General features: G+C 62.4%; 14 protein-coding genes. 11 read left to right on the forward strand and 3 right to left on the reverse strand.

The features are described from left to right. Positions 1-480 precede the first annotated feature (480 nt). The 7 genes from ACFFJ7_RS17730 (at position 481) to ACFFJ7_RS17760 (ending at position 8,685) form a co-directional block, all read left to right on the forward strand. Positions 481-1,797 (forward strand): LLM class flavin-dependent oxidoreductase, encoded by a 1,317-nt coding sequence (locus ACFFJ7_RS17730; protein WP_377594096.1) that lies wholly within the window; start codon positions 481-483, stop codon positions 1,795-1,797. Positions 1,798-1,950: 153 nt separating this feature from the next. Next, positions 1,951-3,513 (forward strand): ABC transporter substrate-binding protein, encoded by a 1,563-nt coding sequence (locus tag ACFFJ7_RS17735; RefSeq protein WP_377594098.1) that lies wholly within the window; start codon positions 1,951-1,953, stop codon positions 3,511-3,513. A gap of 2 nt (positions 3,514-3,515) precedes the next feature. Continuing rightward, complete coding sequence (locus ACFFJ7_RS17740; protein ID WP_377594100.1) at positions 3,516-4,532, forward strand: ABC transporter permease; 1,017 nt, start codon at positions 3,516-3,518, stop codon at positions 4,530-4,532. Beyond that, on the forward strand, positions 4,532-5,380 hold the full coding sequence (locus ACFFJ7_RS17745; RefSeq protein ID WP_166953365.1) for an ABC transporter permease: 849 nt from the start codon (positions 4,532-4,534) through the stop codon (positions 5,378-5,380). The genes ACFFJ7_RS17740 and ACFFJ7_RS17745 overlap by 1 nt, the downstream gene beginning before the upstream one ends. Positions 5,381-5,384: 4 nt before the next feature. Beyond that, positions 5,385-7,022: a dipeptide ABC transporter ATP-binding protein gene (locus ACFFJ7_RS17750; protein WP_377594103.1), complete on the forward strand. Its 1,638-nt coding sequence runs from the start codon at positions 5,385-5,387 to the stop codon at positions 7,020-7,022. Then, entirely contained in the window at positions 7,019-7,957 is a 939-nt protein-coding gene (locus ACFFJ7_RS17755) for a 2-hydroxyacid dehydrogenase (RefSeq protein ID WP_377594105.1), read from the forward strand. The genes ACFFJ7_RS17750 and ACFFJ7_RS17755 overlap by 4 nt, the downstream gene beginning before the upstream one ends. A 182-nt stretch (positions 7,958-8,139) precedes the next feature. Beyond that, positions 8,140-8,685, forward strand: coding sequence for a flavin reductase family protein (locus ACFFJ7_RS17760; protein ID WP_377594107.1), 546 nt, complete (start codon positions 8,140-8,142; stop codon positions 8,683-8,685). 150 nt (positions 8,686-8,835) lie between these two features. Here the strand turns inward: ACFFJ7_RS17760 and ACFFJ7_RS17765 are convergent, their stop codons facing one another. The 3 genes from ACFFJ7_RS17765 to ACFFJ7_RS17775 all read right to left on the reverse strand — a co-directional run bounded on the left by ACFFJ7_RS17765 (position 8,836) and on the right by ACFFJ7_RS17775 (position 13,083). Then, entirely contained in the window at positions 8,836-9,654 is an 819-nt protein-coding gene (locus ACFFJ7_RS17765) for a DUF429 domain-containing protein (protein ID WP_377594109.1), read from the reverse strand. A 70-nt stretch (positions 9,655-9,724) separates the two neighbouring features. Next, positions 9,725-11,497 (reverse strand): ABC transporter ATP-binding protein, encoded by a 1,773-nt coding sequence (locus ACFFJ7_RS17770; RefSeq protein WP_377594111.1) that lies wholly within the window; start codon positions 11,495-11,497, stop codon positions 9,725-9,727. A gap of 197 nt (positions 11,498-11,694) precedes the next feature. Further along, complete coding sequence (locus ACFFJ7_RS17775) at positions 11,695-13,083, reverse strand: DUF4214 domain-containing protein (protein WP_377594113.1); 1,389 nt, start codon at positions 13,081-13,083, stop codon at positions 11,695-11,697. A 164-nt stretch (positions 13,084-13,247) separates the two neighbouring features. On the opposite strand from ACFFJ7_RS17775, the gene ACFFJ7_RS17780 reads away from it, so the two are divergent. From ACFFJ7_RS17780 to ACFFJ7_RS17795, 4 genes are all read left to right on the forward strand, one after another. Then, positions 13,248-13,904 carry a class I SAM-dependent methyltransferase gene (locus tag ACFFJ7_RS17780; protein WP_377594115.1) on the forward strand — a complete coding sequence of 219 codons (657 nt, stop codon included), beginning with the start codon at positions 13,248-13,250 and terminating at the stop codon, positions 13,902-13,904. A 37-nt stretch (positions 13,905-13,941) separates the two neighbouring features. Next, entirely contained in the window at positions 13,942-15,153 is a 1,212-nt protein-coding gene (locus tag ACFFJ7_RS17785) for a glycosyltransferase (RefSeq protein WP_377594117.1), read from the forward strand. 154 nt (positions 15,154-15,307) lie between these two features. After that, entirely contained in the window at positions 15,308-17,830 is a 2,523-nt protein-coding gene (locus ACFFJ7_RS17790) for a glycosyltransferase (RefSeq protein WP_377594119.1), read from the forward strand. Further along, on the forward strand, positions 17,827-20,292 hold the full coding sequence (locus ACFFJ7_RS17795; protein ID WP_377594121.1) for a glycosyltransferase family 2 protein: 2,466 nt from the start codon (positions 17,827-17,829) through the stop codon (positions 20,290-20,292). Before ACFFJ7_RS17790 ends, ACFFJ7_RS17795 begins: the two co-directional genes overlap by 4 nt. Positions 20,293-20,400 lie beyond the last annotated feature (108 nt).

Genomic DNA, 20,400 nt, shown 5'->3' on the forward strand with positions numbered 1-20,400 from the left:
GGCGCGCCTTCACGGGTCAGAGGTGCGTTTCGTTCCGCGCCGATGCCTGTCGGAACCGTGCTGCCGCGCCATGAAATGGTCTGTCGCAGTGGACCCCGGTTTACGGGACGGCCGTTGCATACTCGCAGGAAAACGATTGCTGAAACTATAAAAACTATTGTAAATAAAAGATATTTCAAGGCGTCTCTATCGCGGTTCTCCGCGCGCATCCGGCTCCGGGTAGCCGGCAACTCCATATTGCGGCCATCGCCGCATCTCGAAAAATGATGCGTGACCCATCAGCCATGTTTGGCCTATGTTCCGGAAGAGCGGACGCGATGAGCCCCATTGACGGAGCGGTCGTCCGCTTTGCATCGAAATCGGAAAAAAAGTAATTGCACGCAGGGCAAAGTCGTGCTGATACTAATTGGGTATACTGAAAAACGACACTGAGCGGACGCTACGCACCACGATCGCGTCCAGCAGCCAGGCGGGAACACGATGTCAAGAATAAAACTCGGTCTCTCCATGCGCTATCTCGGCTATCATATCGCCGCGTGGCGCCACCCCGATTTCGATCCCGGGAGTCTGTCGCGATTCGAAGCGTATCGCGACATCGCGCAGAAAGCCGAGGCGGAAAAGCTCGACATGATCTTTTTCGCGGACGGCCTTGCCGTGCGCAGCGAGGATAAGCCTGCGGGCTCGTTGTCCCACGACATGCGGAACGCTGAACTGGAGCCGATCACACTGCTTTCGGCCATCGCCGCCGTCACCAGCCGTATCGGTCTGGTCGCTACCGCCTCGACAACTTATAACGAGCCCTATCACGTCGCCCGCAAATACGCTTCGCTCGACCATATCAGCGGTGGGCGCGCCGGCTGGAATGTGGTGACGTCCTGGTCGGAGCAGGAGGCATTGAACTTCAGCCGCATCTCGAACCTGCCCAAGGATGAGCGCTACGATCGGGCGCTGGAGTTCGTGGAAGTGGTGCGGGGGCTGTGGGACAGCTTCGAGGAAGACGCCTTCACGCATGACAAGACGAGCGGACAGTTTTACGATCCGGACAAACGCCACGTTCTCGACCACAAGGGCAAATTCTTCCAGGTTCGTGGGCCGCTGACGTCCGCGCGTCCGCCGCAGGGTCATCCGCTGATCGTGCAAGCCGGCGCTTCCGATCAGGGCCGCAACATCGCCGCGCAATATGCCGACGTGGTTTATACAGTGTCGCACAGCGTGGAGGAGGCGCGCGAATTCTACGCCGATCTGAAGGCACGGGCGGCGCATTTCGGCCGCCGGGACAACGCGCCGCTCATCATGCCGGCGCTGGCGTTCTATGTCGGGGAGACAACGGCGCAGGCGCATGCCAAGCTCGACGAATTGCAGCGGCTGATCGACCCGCTGGCCGGCCTCGCGCTGCTTTATACCTATGTCGGCGATCTGTCCGCCTATGACATCGACAAGCCGATCCCAGAGGAGCATTTCGCCAACGGAATTTCGATCGGCAGCAGCCTGATCAAGCGCGCCCGGGACGAAGGCCTGACTATCCGCCAGCTCTATGAACTGATCGGCGCAGGTTACACGGTGCGCTATGTCGTCGGCACGGCAGAGGAAATCGTCGACGACATGCAGCTGTGGGTGGAGAGCGGCGCAGCGGATGGCTTCAATCTTTGCCCGCCGATCCTGCCCCACTCGCTCGACGACCTGTCCGCCTTCATACTGCCGGAACTGCGCCGTCGCGGACTTTTCCGCACCGAATACGAAGGCAGGACATTGCGTGAGAACCTGGGACTGACGTCCCCCCTCCCTTCCGGCGCGTGAGCGGAAAAACGGAGCGCGTCCCCGGGGGTCGAGATGCCGCGCGATTGAAGCGGGAGCGGCACAAGCTTTCCGGCGAGGTCATCGAGCCCGATTCCTTGCCACCGAATTAGACAATAGGACGGAAGATAACGTCCAGCAGAGGAGAACATAGAGATGAACGATGCGTTTCGTATTCATCGCCGGGATCTGTTAGGGGGACTGGGCGCTGCGGCGGCGCTCTCCGCATTCGGATACGGCCCGCGGGCGGCAATGGCCCAAACGGCCAGCCTGCGCGCGGCAATTACCGGCTATGGCGTGGTGAATACTCTCGACCCGGCAAAAGCGTCGCTGATACCGGAATTCTATGTGATCTGGTCGCTTTTCAACGGCCTGCTGAAGTTCGATGACACGATGAAAATCGTGCCTGATCTGGCGGAATCCTACAGGATACTGGAAGGAGGTTCGATCGAATTCAAGTTGCGTGCGGGCGTCACGTTCCACGACGGTTCGCCGTTGACCGCCGACGACGTGAAATTCTCGCTCGAACGCCTGCTCGATCCGGCTACGGCCTCGCCCAACGCCAGCAAGGTGGCCGCCGTGGATCACATCGAGGTCATCGATGACCTGACGGTCGTCGTGCGTACGAAAACGCCTTTCGCGCCGCTGCTGACCTTCCTCACCAACGCACGCACGGGCACGCAGATCCTGCCGCGCAAGGCCTTCGAGGCGATGGGCGCGGAAGCCTTCGCCAGAAAGCCTGTCGGCACGGGCCCTTACAAGCTGGCGAGCTGGGATGTCGGCTCGGGGCTCAAAATAGAGGCTAACGAAGCGTATTTCGGGGGCGCGCCGACGATCAAGACCGTGGAGATTCCGCTGATTGCGGAAGAGGCGTCGGGTGTTACGGCGTTGCTCGGCAACCAGATCGATCTGACATCGACGGTGCCGACCGCCGATGTGCCGCAGCTGATGCGCAACTCCGCCGTGACGGTATTTCGCCAACCCGGCTTCAATGTTCGCTACATCTCGATCAATCTCACCAAGCCGCCGTTCAACGATGTGCACTTCCGTCGCGCCGTCTCCATGGCTTTCCAGCGCGAAGCGATGGTGCAGACGGTGCTTTTCGGCGAGGGCGAGCCTCTGCGCGGCTTCTTTCCACCCTTGCTGGGCGCTAATCACACCGCGGCTGGCCACTCGGTGACAGGTTTCGACCCTGCGGCGGCCAAGGAGGAGCTTGCGAAATCGAAATACGGCGCCGCCGAGTATCCCGTCGAGGTGCTGACCTGGGGAGGCGGCTGGTGGAAGCGCTTCGCCGAGATTTTCGTCGCGCAGGTGAACCAGGTTCTCGGCACGAAGTTTTCCGTTTCGGTCACCGACAGCAACGCCGCATTCGCGCGGCAGCAGAAGGGCGACTTCACCGCCGGCGTGTGGGGCTGGCTCGGCATGATCGATCCGGATGAATACATGGGCGATATCGTTCATTCGGCCGGCTGGCGCAACTATGGAAAATTCAAGAACGCCGAGGTCGACGGGCTGCTTGAAAAGGCGCGCGCGGAACTCGATCCGGCCACGCGCGCCAGGCTTTACAATCAGGCGGAGGCCCTGGCTATCGAGGAAGTTCCGATCATCCCCTGCTTCTGCTCGAACATTCACAACCTGTTGCGCAAGAATATCAAGGGGTTCGTCCAGAAACCTTATTCCAACTTCGGTGATCAGTTCGCACACATGAGCATCGTCTGACGATGTCGGATACCAAGGTTCATCTTGCGGCAAGAATTGCGACTGCCGATTTCCGGCAGTCGCTTTCCCGCAGCCTGAAAGCAACTGCCAGTCGGATCGCCAGCGCGTTGCTGGTGCTCCTTGTCGGTTCTCTGGTCGTGTTCCTGACCATCAAGGCCGCACCCGGCGACCCTGCCCTTTCGGTACTCGGCGAGCAGGCGTCTCCTGAGGCGATCGCCGCCTTTCACAAGGAGCACGGCCTCGATCGTCCGTTGGCGATGCAGTATCTGTCCTGGCTCGGCGGTGTGCTGACGGGAGATTTCGGCGCCTCCCTGACAGTTGCTGCCCGCCAGCCGGTTTCCGCGCTTCTGTTTGCGAAGCTGCCGGCAACGCTTTTCCTTGGCTTCTATGCGCTTTTCCTCGCGGTCGCCATCTCGCTCCTGCTCGGCACGCTTGCCGCCAGTCAGCGCGGCAAGCTTACCGACACGGTCTGCACGTCCATTTCGGTGTTCGGCATCTCCATGCCGGACTTCTGGCTGAGCTATGTGTTGATCTACTTCTTCGGCCTTGGTCTCGGCTGGTTTCCGACCTACGGTTACGTGTCTCCGGGCGAAAGCCTTGTCGATGCACTGTATGTCGGCTTTTTGCCGGCGCTGGCCATTGCGGCGCCGATGGCCGCCGTATTCTCGCGTACCTTGCGCGCGGTGTTGATCGAGACGATGACGCGCCCCTACGTCACGGCCGCCCGCGCGTTCGGCCTGAAGTCCGGTTTCATTTTTCTCCACTACACGTTCCGCAATGCGCTGGTGCCGTATCTGACCGTCATCGGACTACAGATCCGCTACATCCTCGGCGGCGTTGTCGTGGTGGAGCGCATTTTCGGCGTTCCGGGGGTGGGCTCCCTCATGGTCGATGGCTCCTTCCAGCGGGACTACCCGGTGCTGCTGGCCTGCACCATCGTGTTTCTCGCCATCGTGCTCCTGGTGAATACCGTTACTGACAGCATCTGCACCCTTCTCGATCCGCGGAGGTCGCGCTGATGTCCTCTCCTTTCAGGCAAAAACTCCGCCGCTTCTTCAGCCACAGAACGGCCGCCGTCGGCCTTTCGATCACGCTGTTCGTCATCATCGCCGTGATCCTGGGCCCGATGATCCTGCCGCATGACCCGGAGATGGTGGATTTCATGGCGGTGCTCGTTCCGCCGGGGTTTGCGCACCCGCTCGGAACGGACAGCTTCGGCCGTGACGTGCTCTCCCGCGTGCTTGCCGGGGGCCGCGTGTCGTTCGGGATCAGCTTCGCCGCCATCACGCTGGCCGCGGCGGCCGGGGCGATGATGGGCATTGCCGCAGGCTACTTCCGCGGCTGGTGCGAGAACGTCCTCATGCGGATCGCAGATCTCCTCTTCGCCTTCCCGAGCTTTATCCTTGCATTGTTGCTGATGGTGCTCTTCGGCTTTTCGACGGTGAACATCATCTTTGCCATCGCCTTGGTCTACCTGCCGATTTTCGCCCGTATCTCGCGCAACGCGACCATGTTGATCCGGGAGGAGCCCTTCATTCAGGCGGCGCGGCTAATGGGCCGCAGCCCCGGCGCGATCATGCTGACCGACATCTTGCCCAACATCGCGACGCCGCTCTTGGTGCAGGCAAGCGCAGGCCTCGCCTTCGCCATCATTCTCGAAGCGGGCCTCAGCTTCATCGGCCTCGGTGTGCAACCGCCAACCCCCTCTCTCGGCGGCATCATGGCCGACGGGCGGGAGTACTTCAGCCGGGCGCCCTGGGTGCTGACGATGAGCGGGCTCGCGATATCGTTCGCGCTTCTGGGGATCAACCTGCTGGGAGACGGATTGCGCGACCTGACCGACCCGCGCCTGCGTGAGAGGATGTGAGACCATGGATGAGGCGCTCGTCAAAATTCGCGACCTGCGTGTCTCTTTCGGACGCGGCGATGCGAAAACACAGATACTCAAGGGCATCGACATCGATCTCGCTAACGGCGAAATCCTCGGAATCATAGGCGAATCCGGTTCGGGCAAGACGATGACGGGCCTGTCGCTGCTGAGGCTCCTGCCGCAGACTGCCCATGTCGAAGCAGTGAAAATGTTCTTTGCCGGCGAGGAGTTGCAGCAGAAAAGCGCGGGTGAGTTTGACGCCCTGCGTGGCGTCCAACTGGCCATGGTGTTTCAGGATCCGGTGGGCTCCTTCAACCCGTGCAAGACAATTGGCTGGCATTTCGCACAAGTGCTGCGCAGGGCCGGAGAGACGGGAGAGCTGCGGGATAAGAGCGTTCAGCTGCTGCGCGACGTCGGGGTGAAGCGTGCGGAAGAGACGGTGTTTCTCTATCCACACCAGCTCAGCGGTGGCATGCTCCAACGCGCGCTCATCGCACTCGTGCTCGCGCTGCGGCCGAAACTGATCGTGGCCGACGAACCGACGACAAATCTCGACAAGATCGTGGAAAAACAGGTTCTTGACCTGTTTCTATCGCTCCAGCGGCGGCTTGGTGCGAGCGTGATCTTCGTTACGCACGACATGCCGGTTGCGGCGTCGTTCTGTCACCGCATCGCAGTCATGAACGCAGGCGAAATCGTCGAGGTTGGCGAGACTGCGCAGATTTTCGGCCGGCCCAGGCATCCCTATACCCGTCGTCTGATCGACACCGCGCTGAAACTTGCCGGTGCCAACGGCAGGCCCAAGGAGAACCAGAGTCATCGGGCGCGCCAGGCAGCGCGCTTCGCCGAGGAACCGCTTTACCGGGTCCGCGATCTCACCATCTCGTTTCCCCATTCGAACAGGCACGGCAGCTTCAGAGCGCTCGACGGCGTGAGCTTCGATGTGATGCCGGGCGAGATACTCGGGATTCTCGGGGAATCCGGCTCCGGCAAGACAACGCTCGGCCGTAGCCTCCTGCGGCTTTACGAACCCGCGGGAGGCCGGATCGAGTACCGTGGACGCGACATTACGCACGAGCGGGAACGTTCGTTGCGCTCCATCCGGCGCGAGATGCAGATGGTGTTTCAGGATCCCGGCGGCTCATTCAACCCGCGCAGAACCATGGGCCAGGCATTGCGGGAGGCGCTGGCAATGGCACGCCATCCGAGGGCGGAACTCAGGCGCCGCGCCGTCTCGCTTCTTGAGCGGGTAGGACTGACTGCCGAGCACGGCGACCGTTACGCCCACGAACTTTCCGGCGGCCAGTTGCAGCGTGTCGCCATCGCCAGAGCCATCGCGCTTGAGCCCAGGGTGATCGTGGCTGACGAGGCCGTATCCAAGCTGGATGTTTCGGTCCGGGCAGAAATCCTGACCCTGTTAGGTGATGTACAGCGCGAAATCGGCATGGCAATTATCTTCATTACGCACGATCTCGACGTAGCACGCTATATCTGTGACCGAATTGCAGTCATGTATCACGGGAAGCTGCTGGAGATAGGTCATACAGAAGAAATATTTACCCGCCCAGCGGCCGGTTACACCCAATCCCTGCTCGGAACCCATCAGAATCTGGCCAAATTGATCGGAGCCGTGGCGTGAAAAGTAAAACCGTCTACATAGATTGTTCCGAACTGATGCTGGCGGCCTTGGCCCGGGTGAAACCCGACTACGCCGACCATGTCCACGTCAATATCGGCGACCCGTCTGGCGACGAAGTAGTGGCGATTGCGCAGAATGCCGAAGTAATCTGGAATGGCCACACCACGATCGATGCAGCGCTGCTGGCGCGCCTGCCCGCGTTGCGGCGCATCATCTTTCTGGGCAGTGGAGCCGCAAGCTACATCGATCTCGATACAGCGGCGGCGCGCGGGATTTCCGTCGAAACCATCTCCGGATATGGAGACAGGGCCGTCGCGGAACACGCGGCCGCGCTCATGCTGTCGGCGGCGCGGCAAGTCGGCCGCATGGAGCGCGATCTGCGGCGTGGGCACTGGGAACCGCTCGAAGGCATGGAACTCGGCGGGAAGACACTCGGACTCGTCGGGTTCGGCGGCATCGGGCGCACGTTTGCCGATATCGGCAAGGCATTCGGCATGGAGGTGGTCGTCTGGAATCGCTCCGGCCTGACGGATGACTGGACGGCGCACCAGCGCAGCCTCGACGAGGTGCTGGCGCAAGCGGACGTTATCTCCCTGCATCTGGCGCTCACGCCTGAGACACGCGGCTTTTTCGGGACCGAACAGTTCGCGGGGATGAAAGCGGGCGCGTTGTTCATCAACACAGCGCGCGCGGGGCTCGTCGACACGACCGCGATGATCGCTGCCCTGCAATCCGGTCGCCTTGGTCACGCGGCACTGGACGTCTTTGACATGGAACCGCTCCCGAAGGACGATCCGCTTCTGGCACTCGCAAACGTCGCCCTGACCGCCCATGCCGGATTCAAGACCCGGGAGGCCACGGAGCGGCTGGCTGCAAAAGCGATGGCGCTTAGCCTGATGCCCTTCAGATCTGACGTCGTTACAGGATTTGAGTAGGAAATCGGGACAGGCTTCTTAAACAAGACAGTTTTTTCGCCCGGAAATGTTGCAGGTCTACAATTGCCGCGTCGACCTGCTGTTTCTATCCGTAGGATTGCGCGGGGAACGTCCAGAACAGGCAGATATGCCAGGCAATGGTGGGTTGCGTTCCGCGCCAATATTGGTGGGGAGAATGAGGGATGTCGACTGTTATGCATACCGGAGTTGCTTCGGGCGGCAAGGAGACCTTGGCGGAAAAGCTGCGCCTGACCATGCGCTCGTCCGTGATGAGTGTGTCGCTGGTCACGACCTGCGATGAGGAAGGCGCCTTTCACGGTCTGGCGGCGACCAGCGCCAGCTCGCTTACGATGGAGCCGCCTGCCATGATGGTGGCGGTAAACCGGACCGCCTCTTGCCACCCCGTCATCGGGAAGTCCCGCAAGTTCTGCGTCAATCTGCTCGCTGCATCGCAGACATCGGTGCTGGAGAATTTTTCGCGCAGCGATCGGCGTGCCCTGCGTTTCGCGGGAGACGCCTGGCGCGTGGGCCGGCTGGGCTTGCCATACCTCGACGGCGCAATCTCCAACGTTTTCTGCGAGGTCGATGCCGCTCACGATTACGGCACGCATACGGTCTATTTCGGCCGCATCGTGGAACTCATCATGCCGGAGGCCGCAACCGGCAGGCAGAGATCGCCGTTGGCATGGTATCAGGGGAAATCGGCATGCCTTTCGGCGGTTGAATGAACGCGACACTTTAAAGCACTTTTCGCTCAGACGTGATCGTAAGATGCTCTGCGATTATTTATTGGATCGAATTCTATCGATCAGACGATTACGTCTGATCGGAAAACGATCTAAATGCAATATATTCTCCAGAAATTAATCACTATATTTTTAGCGTGTGCGTAAAAGCAACGGATCCGCGATCCATCCTTCCAGAGAATCGACAGCAGCGGGAGCGCCGAAGCCGTTGTCGCGCTGGCGCCAGGCCCACGCCGCCTGAACGGCGCAGAAAAGCGCGTCAAGGTGATCGCCGCCCGGATCGGCGCACAGGCTGTCCGGCGCGTCCACGGAGAAACCGTAGACAGCCGGCGCTTCGGCGCGCAGGGTCTCCAGCAGCGCACGCCGTGCGTTGTACTGGTCGGCGGTCTGTTTGCTCCGCGTATCGTTCTTGTAGCTGCGGCGACCGATCAGCCGGCGCGCAAGCACGCCGGGATAGGCCTCCACGACGAGCCTTGCCGGATCGCCTTCCTGCAAGTTCGGTATCGTCACGCCAGAGGCCAGCAGGCGCGGAGCACCTTCAAAAAACATGCGGCCAACGGGGACGCCGTTGAGCTTCTGAGGGCTTATAGAGCCGGCGGCTTTGTCTGTCTCGCGCCGATGCTCCTTGTCGCCGGCAACCCGGTCGGCGCGATAGCGTTCCAGAGTCTCGCAATAGCCGTCGCGGCCGAGATCTCGTGCATACGCGACGTACTCAGCCCAATGGGGCGGCCAGCCGATGGTCTCGATAAAGCGGCGCGCCTGTCCGAAGGGAAAGTCGATGCCAGCGATCCAGAGGCCGGGCCGCGAGAGTGCATCCTCGAACGGCGCGAAGCTGTTCCATTCGTCGAGAGCGTGCGAGCGCAGGAGGCCTTCTTCCAGCGTGCAGCGAATACAGGTAATGGGCTTACGCCGCGAGGGGCGGCTGGTGAAATCTATTCCGAGGATATCCATCGCACCTGTCACCGCATGGCGTGCGCCGCGATTTACCTTTCCATTCCGATGTTACTCAGGCAGCGGTCGCTTACAAGGCGTGCAGCCTAGTTGTTTCCGCGCGTCCGGAATCGGGATGGAGCGCGGCCTGCGCGGTGTGCAGCCGCCGGTAACGGCTGTTCTCGCGGGTGAGCAGTTCGACATGGCTGCCTTGTTCGACGATCCCGCCGCTCTCTACAACGAGGATGCGGTCGGCGTTGGCAATAGTCGCCAACCGGTGGGCGATGACCAGCGTGGTGCGGCCCCGTGCAAGCTCCGCAAGCGATTGCTGGATGGCCCGCTCGGTCTCGGTGTCAAGCGCGGAGGTCGCCTCGTCGAGGATGAGGATCGGCGGGTTCTTCAGGAAGATGCGGGCGATGGCAAGGCGCTGCTTCTGCCCGCCCGAGAGTTTCACGCCGCGCTCGCCCACAACGGTGTCGAGACCGTTCGGCATCGAAGCGATCACGCCGTCCAGCCGCGCGCGGCGCGCGGCGTCCACGATCTCCTCCTCGGTCGCCTCCAGCCGGCCGTAGGCGATGTTCTCTCGGACGGTGCCGGCGAAGAGGAAGACATCCTGCTGCACGATGCCGATGTTCGAGCGCAGGGATTTCAGCGTCATGTCGCGGATGTCGATGCCGTCGATGATGATCGCGCCAGCGGCGATCTCGTAGAAGCGCGGCAGCAGGGAGCAGATCGTCGTCTTGCCGGCACCGGACGGGCCGACGAAGGCGATGGTTTCACCCGCACGGATCGAAAGGTTCAGGTTCTCGAAAATCGGCCTTTCCGGCTGATAACCGAAACGGACGTCGCGGTACTCGATATCGCCCTTCAGGCGCGCGACCGCCCTTGCCCCCGGCCGGTCGGCGACGTCCGGCCGTGTGGCGAGGAAGGCCAGGTAGCGCTGGAAACCGGCGATGCCCTTGGGATAGGTTTCGATGACGGCGTTGATCATGTCGAGAGGCCGGAAGAACACGCCGACCAGCAGCAGGAAGCCGACGAAGCCGCCCGCCGACAGCTCGCCGCGCACCACGAACCAGGATCCTGCCAGCATCACCGCCACCTGCACGAAGCGCATCGACAGATAGGATAGCGAGTTGGACGCCGCCATCACCTTGTAAGCTTCAAGCTTGGTGGCGAGATAGTTGCGATTGTTCTCGGCGAACAACCGGCGCTCGTGATCCTCGTTGGCGAACGCCTGCACGACGCGGATGCCGCCGACGTTCTCCTCGATGCGGGCGTTGAAATCGGCCACGCGGCCATAGATCGCGCGCCACGTTTCGGTCATGCGGCTGCCGTAGCGGATGGTGACGAACGCCGCCAGCGGCAGAATCAGCGCCGTGACGAGCGCCAGCGGCACGTGCACCCAGAGCATCAGCAGGAAGGCGCCGATCAGCGTCATCACGGCGATGAAGACATCCTCAGGCCCGTGATGGGCCACCTCTCCGATTTCCTCCAGATCCTTGGTGAGCCGCGCGACCAGATGGCCGGTTTTCTGGTTGTCGAAGAAGCCGAAGGAGAGCTTCTGCAGATGATCGAACGCTCTGCGCCGCATCTCGGTCTCGATCCTGATGCCGAGCATGTGCCCCCAGTAGATGACGATGACATGCAGGGCGGCGTTAACGAAATAGATAATGAACAGGCCGAGCGCGGCGAGCGCGATCAGGCCGAGATTCTCTGTGGGCAGAAGCCTGTCGATGAACAACGTCACCGCGACCGGAAAGACAAGTTCCAGCAGGCCCGAGGCAACGGCGCAGGAGAAATCGAGCACGAACAGGCCGCGATGCGGGCGATAATAGGCGGCGAAACGCTTCAGCAGACTACGCATCGATGGCTCCTTTTCCCTGCTGGCGGCGGCCCCTCGCCCGCCCGCGCTCTTCTATACAGCAGCGGGGCGACGATGGCAGCGCCCGCACGGGCGGATACGAGGCCCGCCGGAAGCTGGCAGCCGGAGACGGGCGAACGGGAGAAGATCGCTCCGGCGCGTTGGAAATAGGGCGCCGGTTGGCGGAAGCGCAGGCGAATTTATCCCAGCCAGATGCCGTGCTCGACGGTGGGCGCGACGCCGACAACGTTTTCGTCGCTCTCCGAAAATCCGATCAGGACATCGGTCCGCGAACGCTGGCCGGAATCGAGTTGCTCGTTCCAGAAGGCGATGCCGCCCGTGTCTCCGTCGCGGCCGAGGATGTTGCGGTACAGGCTGTCCACGAACCCGGCGTTGGAAACGTCTTTTCCATAGAGCAACGCGAATTCCCGGGAATCGATGAACCGGTCGGCCACGTATTGCAGCCCGTTACCGGCATCGAGCACGTCTACCCAGTAATTGAGGCCGACGGTGTCGGGCGTGCGGTCGAAAGCCGCCTGATAGAGCCGGTAGGCCTGCCCCGCGCTCCCGCGCACATCGAGCGCAAGCGTGCCGTCGGAAAACGCGATGCGCTCGAACGACTCAAGCACCTGCCCCGGCCAGTCGGCGGATGCCTGCCGGTCGGCGGGCACGATCACGAACGAATCAATGTTGCCGGAAAGGGTCACCGCCGCGTGGGCGAGGCCGGTGACGAACACATCGAAACCTGCGCCGCCGGAGGCGCTGACAGGTTGATCATAGGCAATGACGCGGTCGTTGCCTGCCCCGGCCCAGACCCCGTCCCTGCCGCCGCCGGTATCGATCACATCGTTCGCGCTGGTGCCACGGATGAATTCGCTCCCCACCGAGCCCCATTGATAGAGGGTTTCGGAGCCCGCGTCCCATGACCAGTGAAGCCGTTCCTTCGCGCTTTCGTCGCCGTAAAGCACGCGCACGGCATCGATGTCGAGATGGGCGATCCCGCCGTCTCCCGCCTGGTTGTAGGACATGACGGTATGCTCGCCGTTGTCCAGATCGCGGTGGAGACGGATATCACCGTCGAAGGGATGCTTCAGGCCGAGAATGTGGCCGATCTCGTGGGTAACCACCGTCCTGAACTGAAGCTCCCCGGCAACATCGAGACGCACGTCGCGGTCGATCATGACGTCGCCGCTGAAACCATCGCGCCCGTCCCCGTAGGAGGAGGCGACGTAGCCGCCGGCTTCGTTTCTGGAGCCTGCCACGGACGGGTATCCGCTCAATCCCGACACGTTCCGCCCATAAATGAGATCGAGATTATACGCGCCGAACGTCAGGTCGCCCTCGTTCTGATATGTCTCGATGAAGATCACGCCCGAGACGCCTGACCATTCCTGAAGCCCCGCGCGAACGATGTTTTTTTCGGCCTCGGTCAGGGGAGAAAACGAGGCGACGGCATTGGGCCTGTCGTTACGCACGCCCGGCGCGGCCGACGTCGAGAAGGAATATGTCAGGATGATCGGCTGGCCCTTGTCGGGCAACCAGGAAGTTCCGCTCAGGAGCGCGGTGTAGTCCGAAACAATGGTTGCCATGCCATCCTCTCCCCCAGACAGTCCGGCGTAGCTTTCGCTGACCGTACAGATGGCGTCAACCGTGTTTTTCGATCGTGCGGGCAGCTCTTTCTGTGGGGACAGATCGTCAGGACATCACTTGACGTCGAGGCATGAAAAGGCGACCTATAGTTGCGCTGAACAGCATGCTGGAGGTTTCCATCAGTTTCGCAACACCACCTGCCGATGAGACCCGTTTTCCAGCGGCGCCGCAGTCGGAACAGAAAACGGTATTGCATGTCGGTTGCGGCAGAGCCTCTCCCCACAAGCTGCATTCGTTTTTCCGAGGCGGGCAATGGCGGGAAATCCGCGTCGATATAGACAGGCAGGTCCTCCCCGACATCGTGGCGGACATCAGCGACCTGTCGGCTTTTCGCGACGGGTGCGTGGACGCCATATGGAGTTCCCATAGCCTGGAGCATATTCACGATCATCAGGTGCCGGTGGCGCTGCGCGAATTCAGGCGCATCCTGAAAGACGACGGCCTGATACTAGTGACCATGCCCGACCTCGAATCCGTCGCGCAACTGATCGTGGACGGAAAGGCGGAGGACGTGGCCTATCAATCGCCGGCCGGTCCCATCACGCCTCTCGACATGGTCTTCGGCCACCGGCGATCCATCGAAAACGGCAATCCGTTCATGGCCCACAAGACGGGTTTCACGCAACACAGGCTGAGGCGCCTGCTGACGGAGGCCGGCTTCGCACGCAGCATGATCCTGCGCGGGCGCAGTCTCGACTTGTGGGCTGTCGGCCTTATGCCGGGCGCGTCGCGTCTGCTGCTGACCGCGCCTTTCCGCTGAACGGACGCGCCATCCCTTCGACAACCGGATTCATGACTTGAAAATTCTGTTCGTGCATCAGAACTTCCCCGGCCAGTTCGCCGGACTCGTCGACCATCTCATCGCGAGCGGTGACCATGAGGTAGCGGCGATCGGCGCGCGGCAGTTTCAGGATCCCCGGATTCTGTACCGCAACTACGCCGCGCCCCCGGCGGGAAGCGCGCAGAATCCGCTGCAGGACGAGGCGGCGGTGCGAATCAGCCGGGCGGAGGCCGTCGCCGCGCAGGCGCGCATTCTGCGCCTGAACGGCTTTGCGCCCGATGTGATTCTGGCGCATACAGGCTGGAGCGAGTCGCTTTTTCTGCGGGACATTTTTCCTGAAGCGAAGCTCGTATGCTATTGCGAATACCACTACATGCGGCGCGGCGGAGACGTCGGATTCGATCCGGAGTTTCCGGTTGAATCCCTCGATACCCTGCACCGGTTGCGCATCCGCAACGCCTTCGAACTCTCAGCGATTGACGACGCGGACGCCTGCATCAGCCCCACACCATGGCAGCGCTCGACGTATCCTTCATCCGTACGCCCGAGGATCGAAGTGATTCACGAAGGAATCGATGCCGATACCCTTGCTGCCGTCGGCGGCGGGAACGGGCACGACTACGCATGGCCCGCCGGTATCGGCACAGATACGCCCGTCGTCACCTACGTGGCACGCTATCTGGAGCCGCAGCGCGGCTTCCACACCTTCATGCGCGCCCTGCCCTCGCTTCAGGCGGCGGTGCCGGACGTCCACACCGTCATCGTCGGCGCCGATCAGGGCGGCTACGGCCCGCCGCCGGCGGAGCGGGAGACCTGGAAGGAAACGATGCTGACGGAACTGGGCGAGCGGGTCGATCTCACGCGCGTCCATTTTGCCGGGCGTGTGTCCTACCGGGACTATGCAACCATTCTGAAACGCAGCGACGTTCACGCCTATCTCACCTACCCTTTCGTGCTCTCGTGGTCGGCGCTGGAGGCAATGGCGATGGGCAAGGCCATCGTCGCATCCGACACGCCGCCGGTAAGGGATTTCATGACGGACGGGGAGAACGCCCGCCTCGTGGATTTCTTCGATTCGCGGGCTCTGGCCGACACCGTGGCAACGCTGCTCAACACCCGCGACGAAAGAAACAGGCTGGGAGCTGCAGCAAGACAGTTCATCCTCAGCAACGATCTGACCCGGCAAGCCGCCTGTAAAAAAGTGCTTGACTTCATTCGCTCATTGTAGCCTATTGAAGTATAGGTTCTTACATTGATCAGTATTTTCTGCAGTATAGAGCGGAAAAGGCGTTTGCTATAAGAATCGGTGAGTTCATAGCCAGATGCGTCACGCGCGTAAAAGCTACGGATATGCGCACGTTCCTGAACGTTCCCGTTAGGCTATGATGCATTCTCTTCTGCCACCGAAACCCCTGCTGCTGGCTGACGCAAACCAGAGCGCGTTGACGGCAATGGCGCTGGATGCGTTCCGGGCCGGCCATTATCAATATGCCCTTGCGCTGATCGATCGGAGCTGCCGGACGTTTGCCCCGGCGGCGGAACACTTGCGCCTGAGAGCAGCGCTGCGGCATCGCCTCGGCGACGCCACCGGCAGTTATGACGATCTGCAGGCGGCGGCACAGATGCAGCCGCCGGATTTCCAGGGACATTTTCTGCTGATGGGTGCTGCTGCGCGGCTCGGCAGGTGCGACGAAAGTCTCGCCTACGCCGAACGGCTGCTCACAGCGGCGGACGCGGCGGCATATACGCGCAGGTCGCTGCGCGTCCTTTCCTCCGTCTGCCCCGAAGGCCTCGGCTGGTGCGTCCTCGCGGGCGAAACGGTGACCGTGCATCTTTACTGGAACGGCGCTCCGTCGCTGCGCATCGAGACTTTCTGGGACGGGGAGCGTGAGACCCGCGATATCGGGAGGCGGGAGCGCGGCGCCCATGTGTTCGACCACCGCGCGGTCGTCGAACTTCCCTGGCGGCCCGGCGCCGCCAGGTTTTCCGCCGTCACTTCCGTGCCCCTGCTGGGCGGACGGATTTCCGCGCCCCGTTCCACGGCTGAAGGAGAAAGCACCGAGATGGTCAACGGCCAGTTACTGGCCGCCCCCGTTGCGGGCGGGGTGCCACGCATGACGGTCGTTATTCCTGTCTACCGTGATCTGGAGGCAACCGTCGCCTGTCTCGAAAGCGTCGTCCGGCATTCCACCGGGCGGGCTTCCATCGTCGTGGTGGATGATGCCAGCCCGGAGCCGGAACTGTCTGCCTACGTTCTCCGCCTTGCCGAAACGGGCGCGATAACCTGTATCAGACGCCGGCAGAACGGCGGATTCATCGCTGCCGTCGAAAGCGCCCTGGATATAGTGGCGGACGGGGATATCATTCTGCTGAATTCCGACACTGTCGTTCCCGCAGGATGGCTCGATGTCCTGACCGCGGTTGCCCATACGGACGAGCGGATCGGAACGGTGACGCCGCTGTCGAACAACGGCGAACTGACCAGCTTTCCGGAGCCTTTTGTCGTCAACCCGCTGCCATCCGACGCGGTTCTTGCGATGCTCAATGACGCGGCCCGATCGGTCAACGGCAATGACGCCATCGATATTCCCAACGGAATCGGGTTTTGCATGTATATCAAGCGCCGTTGCCTCGATAGCGTCGGCCGGTTCGGCGAACGATATCTCAGCCACGGTTATTTCGAGGATGTCGCGTTTTCCTTGCGCGCTGATCGACAGGGCTTTCGCAACGTGTGTGCGACCGGCCTCGTCGTGGCGCATCGTGGCTCCGCCTCCTATCGGCAAAGCAAGCGCTCGTTCGTTCTGCGCAACATCGGGGAAATCGCCCGCCGCTATCCGTCTCTGGGCGCCCGGACGGACTGGTTCGTCGCGCGCGATACACTGAAGCCCGCACGGGAACGCATTCTGAAAGCGCTGCCGGATGCGGCGTGGCAGGCGCAAACGGCGGTTTTCGTCTCCGCCGCCGCACACACACCGTTCGACCGGGCCGTCGATAACCTGTGCGGGGACGATGGCGCAGGCCGAATCCTTTTCCAGTCTCCGGCGGGGCATCCCCACGTAATTGTCGTCACGATGACGGGCGCTTTCGATTTCTCTGTCGCGGCCGATTGGCTTAATCCGGATGACAGGGCTTTTCTGACGAGAATAGCAGGACTGTGCGGAGCGAAGAAAAGCATCTGCCTTCTGTTTGCCGAACTGCCGCCCTGTTTGCTTGATCTTATCGGGCAACTTCAGGTGCCATGCGAAATCGCCGTGCTCGACGAAAAAGCCCTGCTCGACAATCCATCCGCCACTGCCCTCCTCCGTCATGCGAAGCGGATCCACGCAGGCTGTGAATCCGCCGCCGCTATTCTGCGTCAGTCCGCCCCCGACGCGCCGGTGGCAACCGCTCCGCTCATGACGATCAACCGTCAGCCGGCTGAAACCCCCTCCGTGACCCAAGACGCGCCGATCGCGATTCTGCCCCTCGAACCCGGCATTGCGGCGTGGCGAGACGTCGAGGCGCTGGGGCTCGAATTGCATCGGAGAGCGGACAGGCGGGAACTGATCGTGATGGGAACAATCATGAACGAGGCTCCTTTGATGAGAATCGGCAACATCATGTCCCTCGGCGAAGTATCCGCCGGCGAGGTAGCTGATCTCCTGAAGCTCTACCACTGCGGCGCCGCCTTCATCGCTGGCGGGAGCCACCGGTTCTACGACGAGCGGCTGCCGGCTCTTGCGAAGGTGCGCGTGCCCGTCGCGGCACGTTCTGCCGGCATTCTGGCGGAACTCGTCTCCGGCTCCACGGATCTTGCAATAGAACCCAAGGCGACACCGCGCGACGCGGCGGCGGCGGTCGTGTCGTGGTGCAGTGCCGTCGCTGCCCCGGACGAGCCCGCATTACGCAACGGAACAGACGCATGACCGCGCCGGAAAGCACAAGGGCGGGCAATCACAAGCTGGCAGGCACGCTGCCGCACGATCAGGCGGCGGGCGCCGATCCCGCGGCCGGCCCAGCCGAACTCCACGGCGACTTCTTCCGCCTTTCCGAAACCATGTTCGGCGGCTGGGTCATCGATCTGTCTCAGCCGGAGCGGCGGATATGTGTCGAGATCTGGTACGAGGGCACCTCTATGCAGGTCGTCCGCGCGGATTGCTTTGTGCCCGAGCTGTGCGGCGAATTCGGCACGGACGGATGCCACGGTTTCCTGTGCGACATCGGGCAGACGGCCATCGACGAGGCGGGCCTCGTGACGGCATATGTCGCCAACACCGATATCGCAATCGGCAACGTCGTCGCGCCCGACAACGGCGGCGATGCGCCGGAGCGGGTGGACATTCCCGGCTCCGTGCGATGGATCGGCGGTTTGCGCCTCATCGGCTGGGCGTGCGACCGCATGAATCTGGATCGGCGGCTGCGTGTTTTCGCCTATTGCGGCAACGAGCTTGTCGGCGAAGCCCGCGCCGACAGGATGTATGAGCCCGAACGCGGCGAGGCGATTCCCACGGGCCCGTTCGGTTTTGAGATGATGCTGCCCCTGGCAATGGCCAGCGGCAAAATGCACGAGATCCGGGTCATCGACGAGCGGGGAACCGAACTGTCCGGCAGCCCACTGGCGGTCGCGACCCTGTCGGACGATCTGTCGCGGCTGACCGGCTCGCTGACGCAGGCGGCCGACTTCGAGCCGCGTGCCGACTTCCTCCAGACGATATTTCCGGGCTCGCTGCCGTTCGACAGCTATGACGCATGGAAGCGGGCCTACCCGCTGCCGCCACTATCCCGGCATGTGTCGCGACGATTCGGCATTCTGGTGATCGGCGAGGCGGATGCCATTGCCGATACGGTAGCAAGTATCGAGGCTTCGACGACGGATGACTGGTTTATCGCGGCTATCGACGGCTCCAGGCCCTTCTCCGCGGCGGACTGGCAGTCCATCGAGGCCGAAATCGTCCGCGAGACGGCGCAGTCCGTCGTCATCCTGCACGCGGGAGACCGGCTGCATCCCGAGGCGCTCGAACGGTTGGCGGATGCCGAAAGCGGAGCCGAAACCGAAAACGGAAACGCCGGCGTCATCTACACGGACTGTGAGATGCTACGACACGACGGCACGCTCCTGCCCGTCTTCAAACCGGCCTTTGATCTCGAACGCGCGCGCACCCAGGGATATCTCCACGGCCTTGTAGCCTTCGACGCGGACCTGATACCCGCCCTGCCTGCGGCGGAGAACTTCTCCCTGCCGGTGATCGTGGCAGGAGCGGTGGCGGCCGCCATCCGGCAGGCACGACCGATTGTGCATCTCCCGCAGATTCTGGTGACCACGACAGAGCGCGAGCCTTCCGATGAGAGCGCGATCGCCGACGCGGCTGCCGCGGCGGCGCTGCTGACGGACGAAAGCATCACCCAAGGCGCCACTGCCGACGACGACCCGACGCGGATAGAATGGGGGTATGGCGCGGTTTATCCCGCCCTGCGGCTGCGGCCCGCCATAGCCCACGACACCCACGTGACGATCATCATTCCCACCCGGGACCGGGAAGAACTGCTGCGCGCCTGTCTTTCGACCCTGCGCGAGCGGACCGACTGGCCGCATTACGATATCATCGTCGTCGACAACGATTCCCGCGACGCGGACACCCTGGCCTATCTCGCGGAACTGGAGGAGGACGGCGTAACCATCCTCAGACAGCCGGGACCGTTCAACTTCTCCCGCCTGAATAACGCGGCGGCGCGCATTGCCCAGGGGTCGCACCTGTTGTTGCTGAACAACGACACGGAATGCGCCGAAAGCGGCTGGCTGACAGCCATGCTCGAAGCCGCCCATGCGCCCGATGCCGGCGCCATCGGCGCCCGCCTGCTATGGCCGAGCGGGATGGTCCAGCATGGCGGCGTGGTGCTGGGCCCCTACTTCGGCGCGGTCCACGCCTTCAACGATTGTCTGGCAGAAGACACCGCCTACGACGACCTGATGTGCACTACCCGCGAGGTGAGCGCCGTGACAGGCGCCTGCCTGCTCGTCCGGCGGGAGGATTACTGGTCCGTGGGCGGTCTCGACGAGCGGCTGTTCCCTGTGAACTTCAACGACGTGGACTTCTGCCTGAAGCTGCGCGCGGGCGGGAAACGCAACATATGGACACCGCACGCGACGCTGCTGCACAAGGAATCCGCCAGCCGCAAGCGCGACCTCACGACCGAACGCCGCGGGCGCGCCACCCGTGAACTGAGGGCCCTGCGCCTGAAATGGCGACACGCCCTGCTCGACGATCCCTGCTACTCACCCTCCCTCAACCGCGACGCCTACCCCTATTCCGCCCTCGCCTGGCCGCCACGGAAAAGGCTGGCGCGAAGCAAGGCAGGGCTGGCGGAGCGGGGGGCGTTTATCGGGTAATGCAAGGGAGACTGATAGAGGTCTCGCCCCTCCTCAGTACCGACAACAGATATCATGATGATAAGATAACCCGAATACCAGACGGTCACCCCCCTCCGCCTGTCACTG

It is taken from the genome of Pseudochelatococcus lubricantis, assembly GCF_042432495.1.
Lineage (GTDB): Bacteria > Pseudomonadota > Alphaproteobacteria > Rhizobiales > Beijerinckiaceae > Pseudochelatococcus > Pseudochelatococcus lubricantis.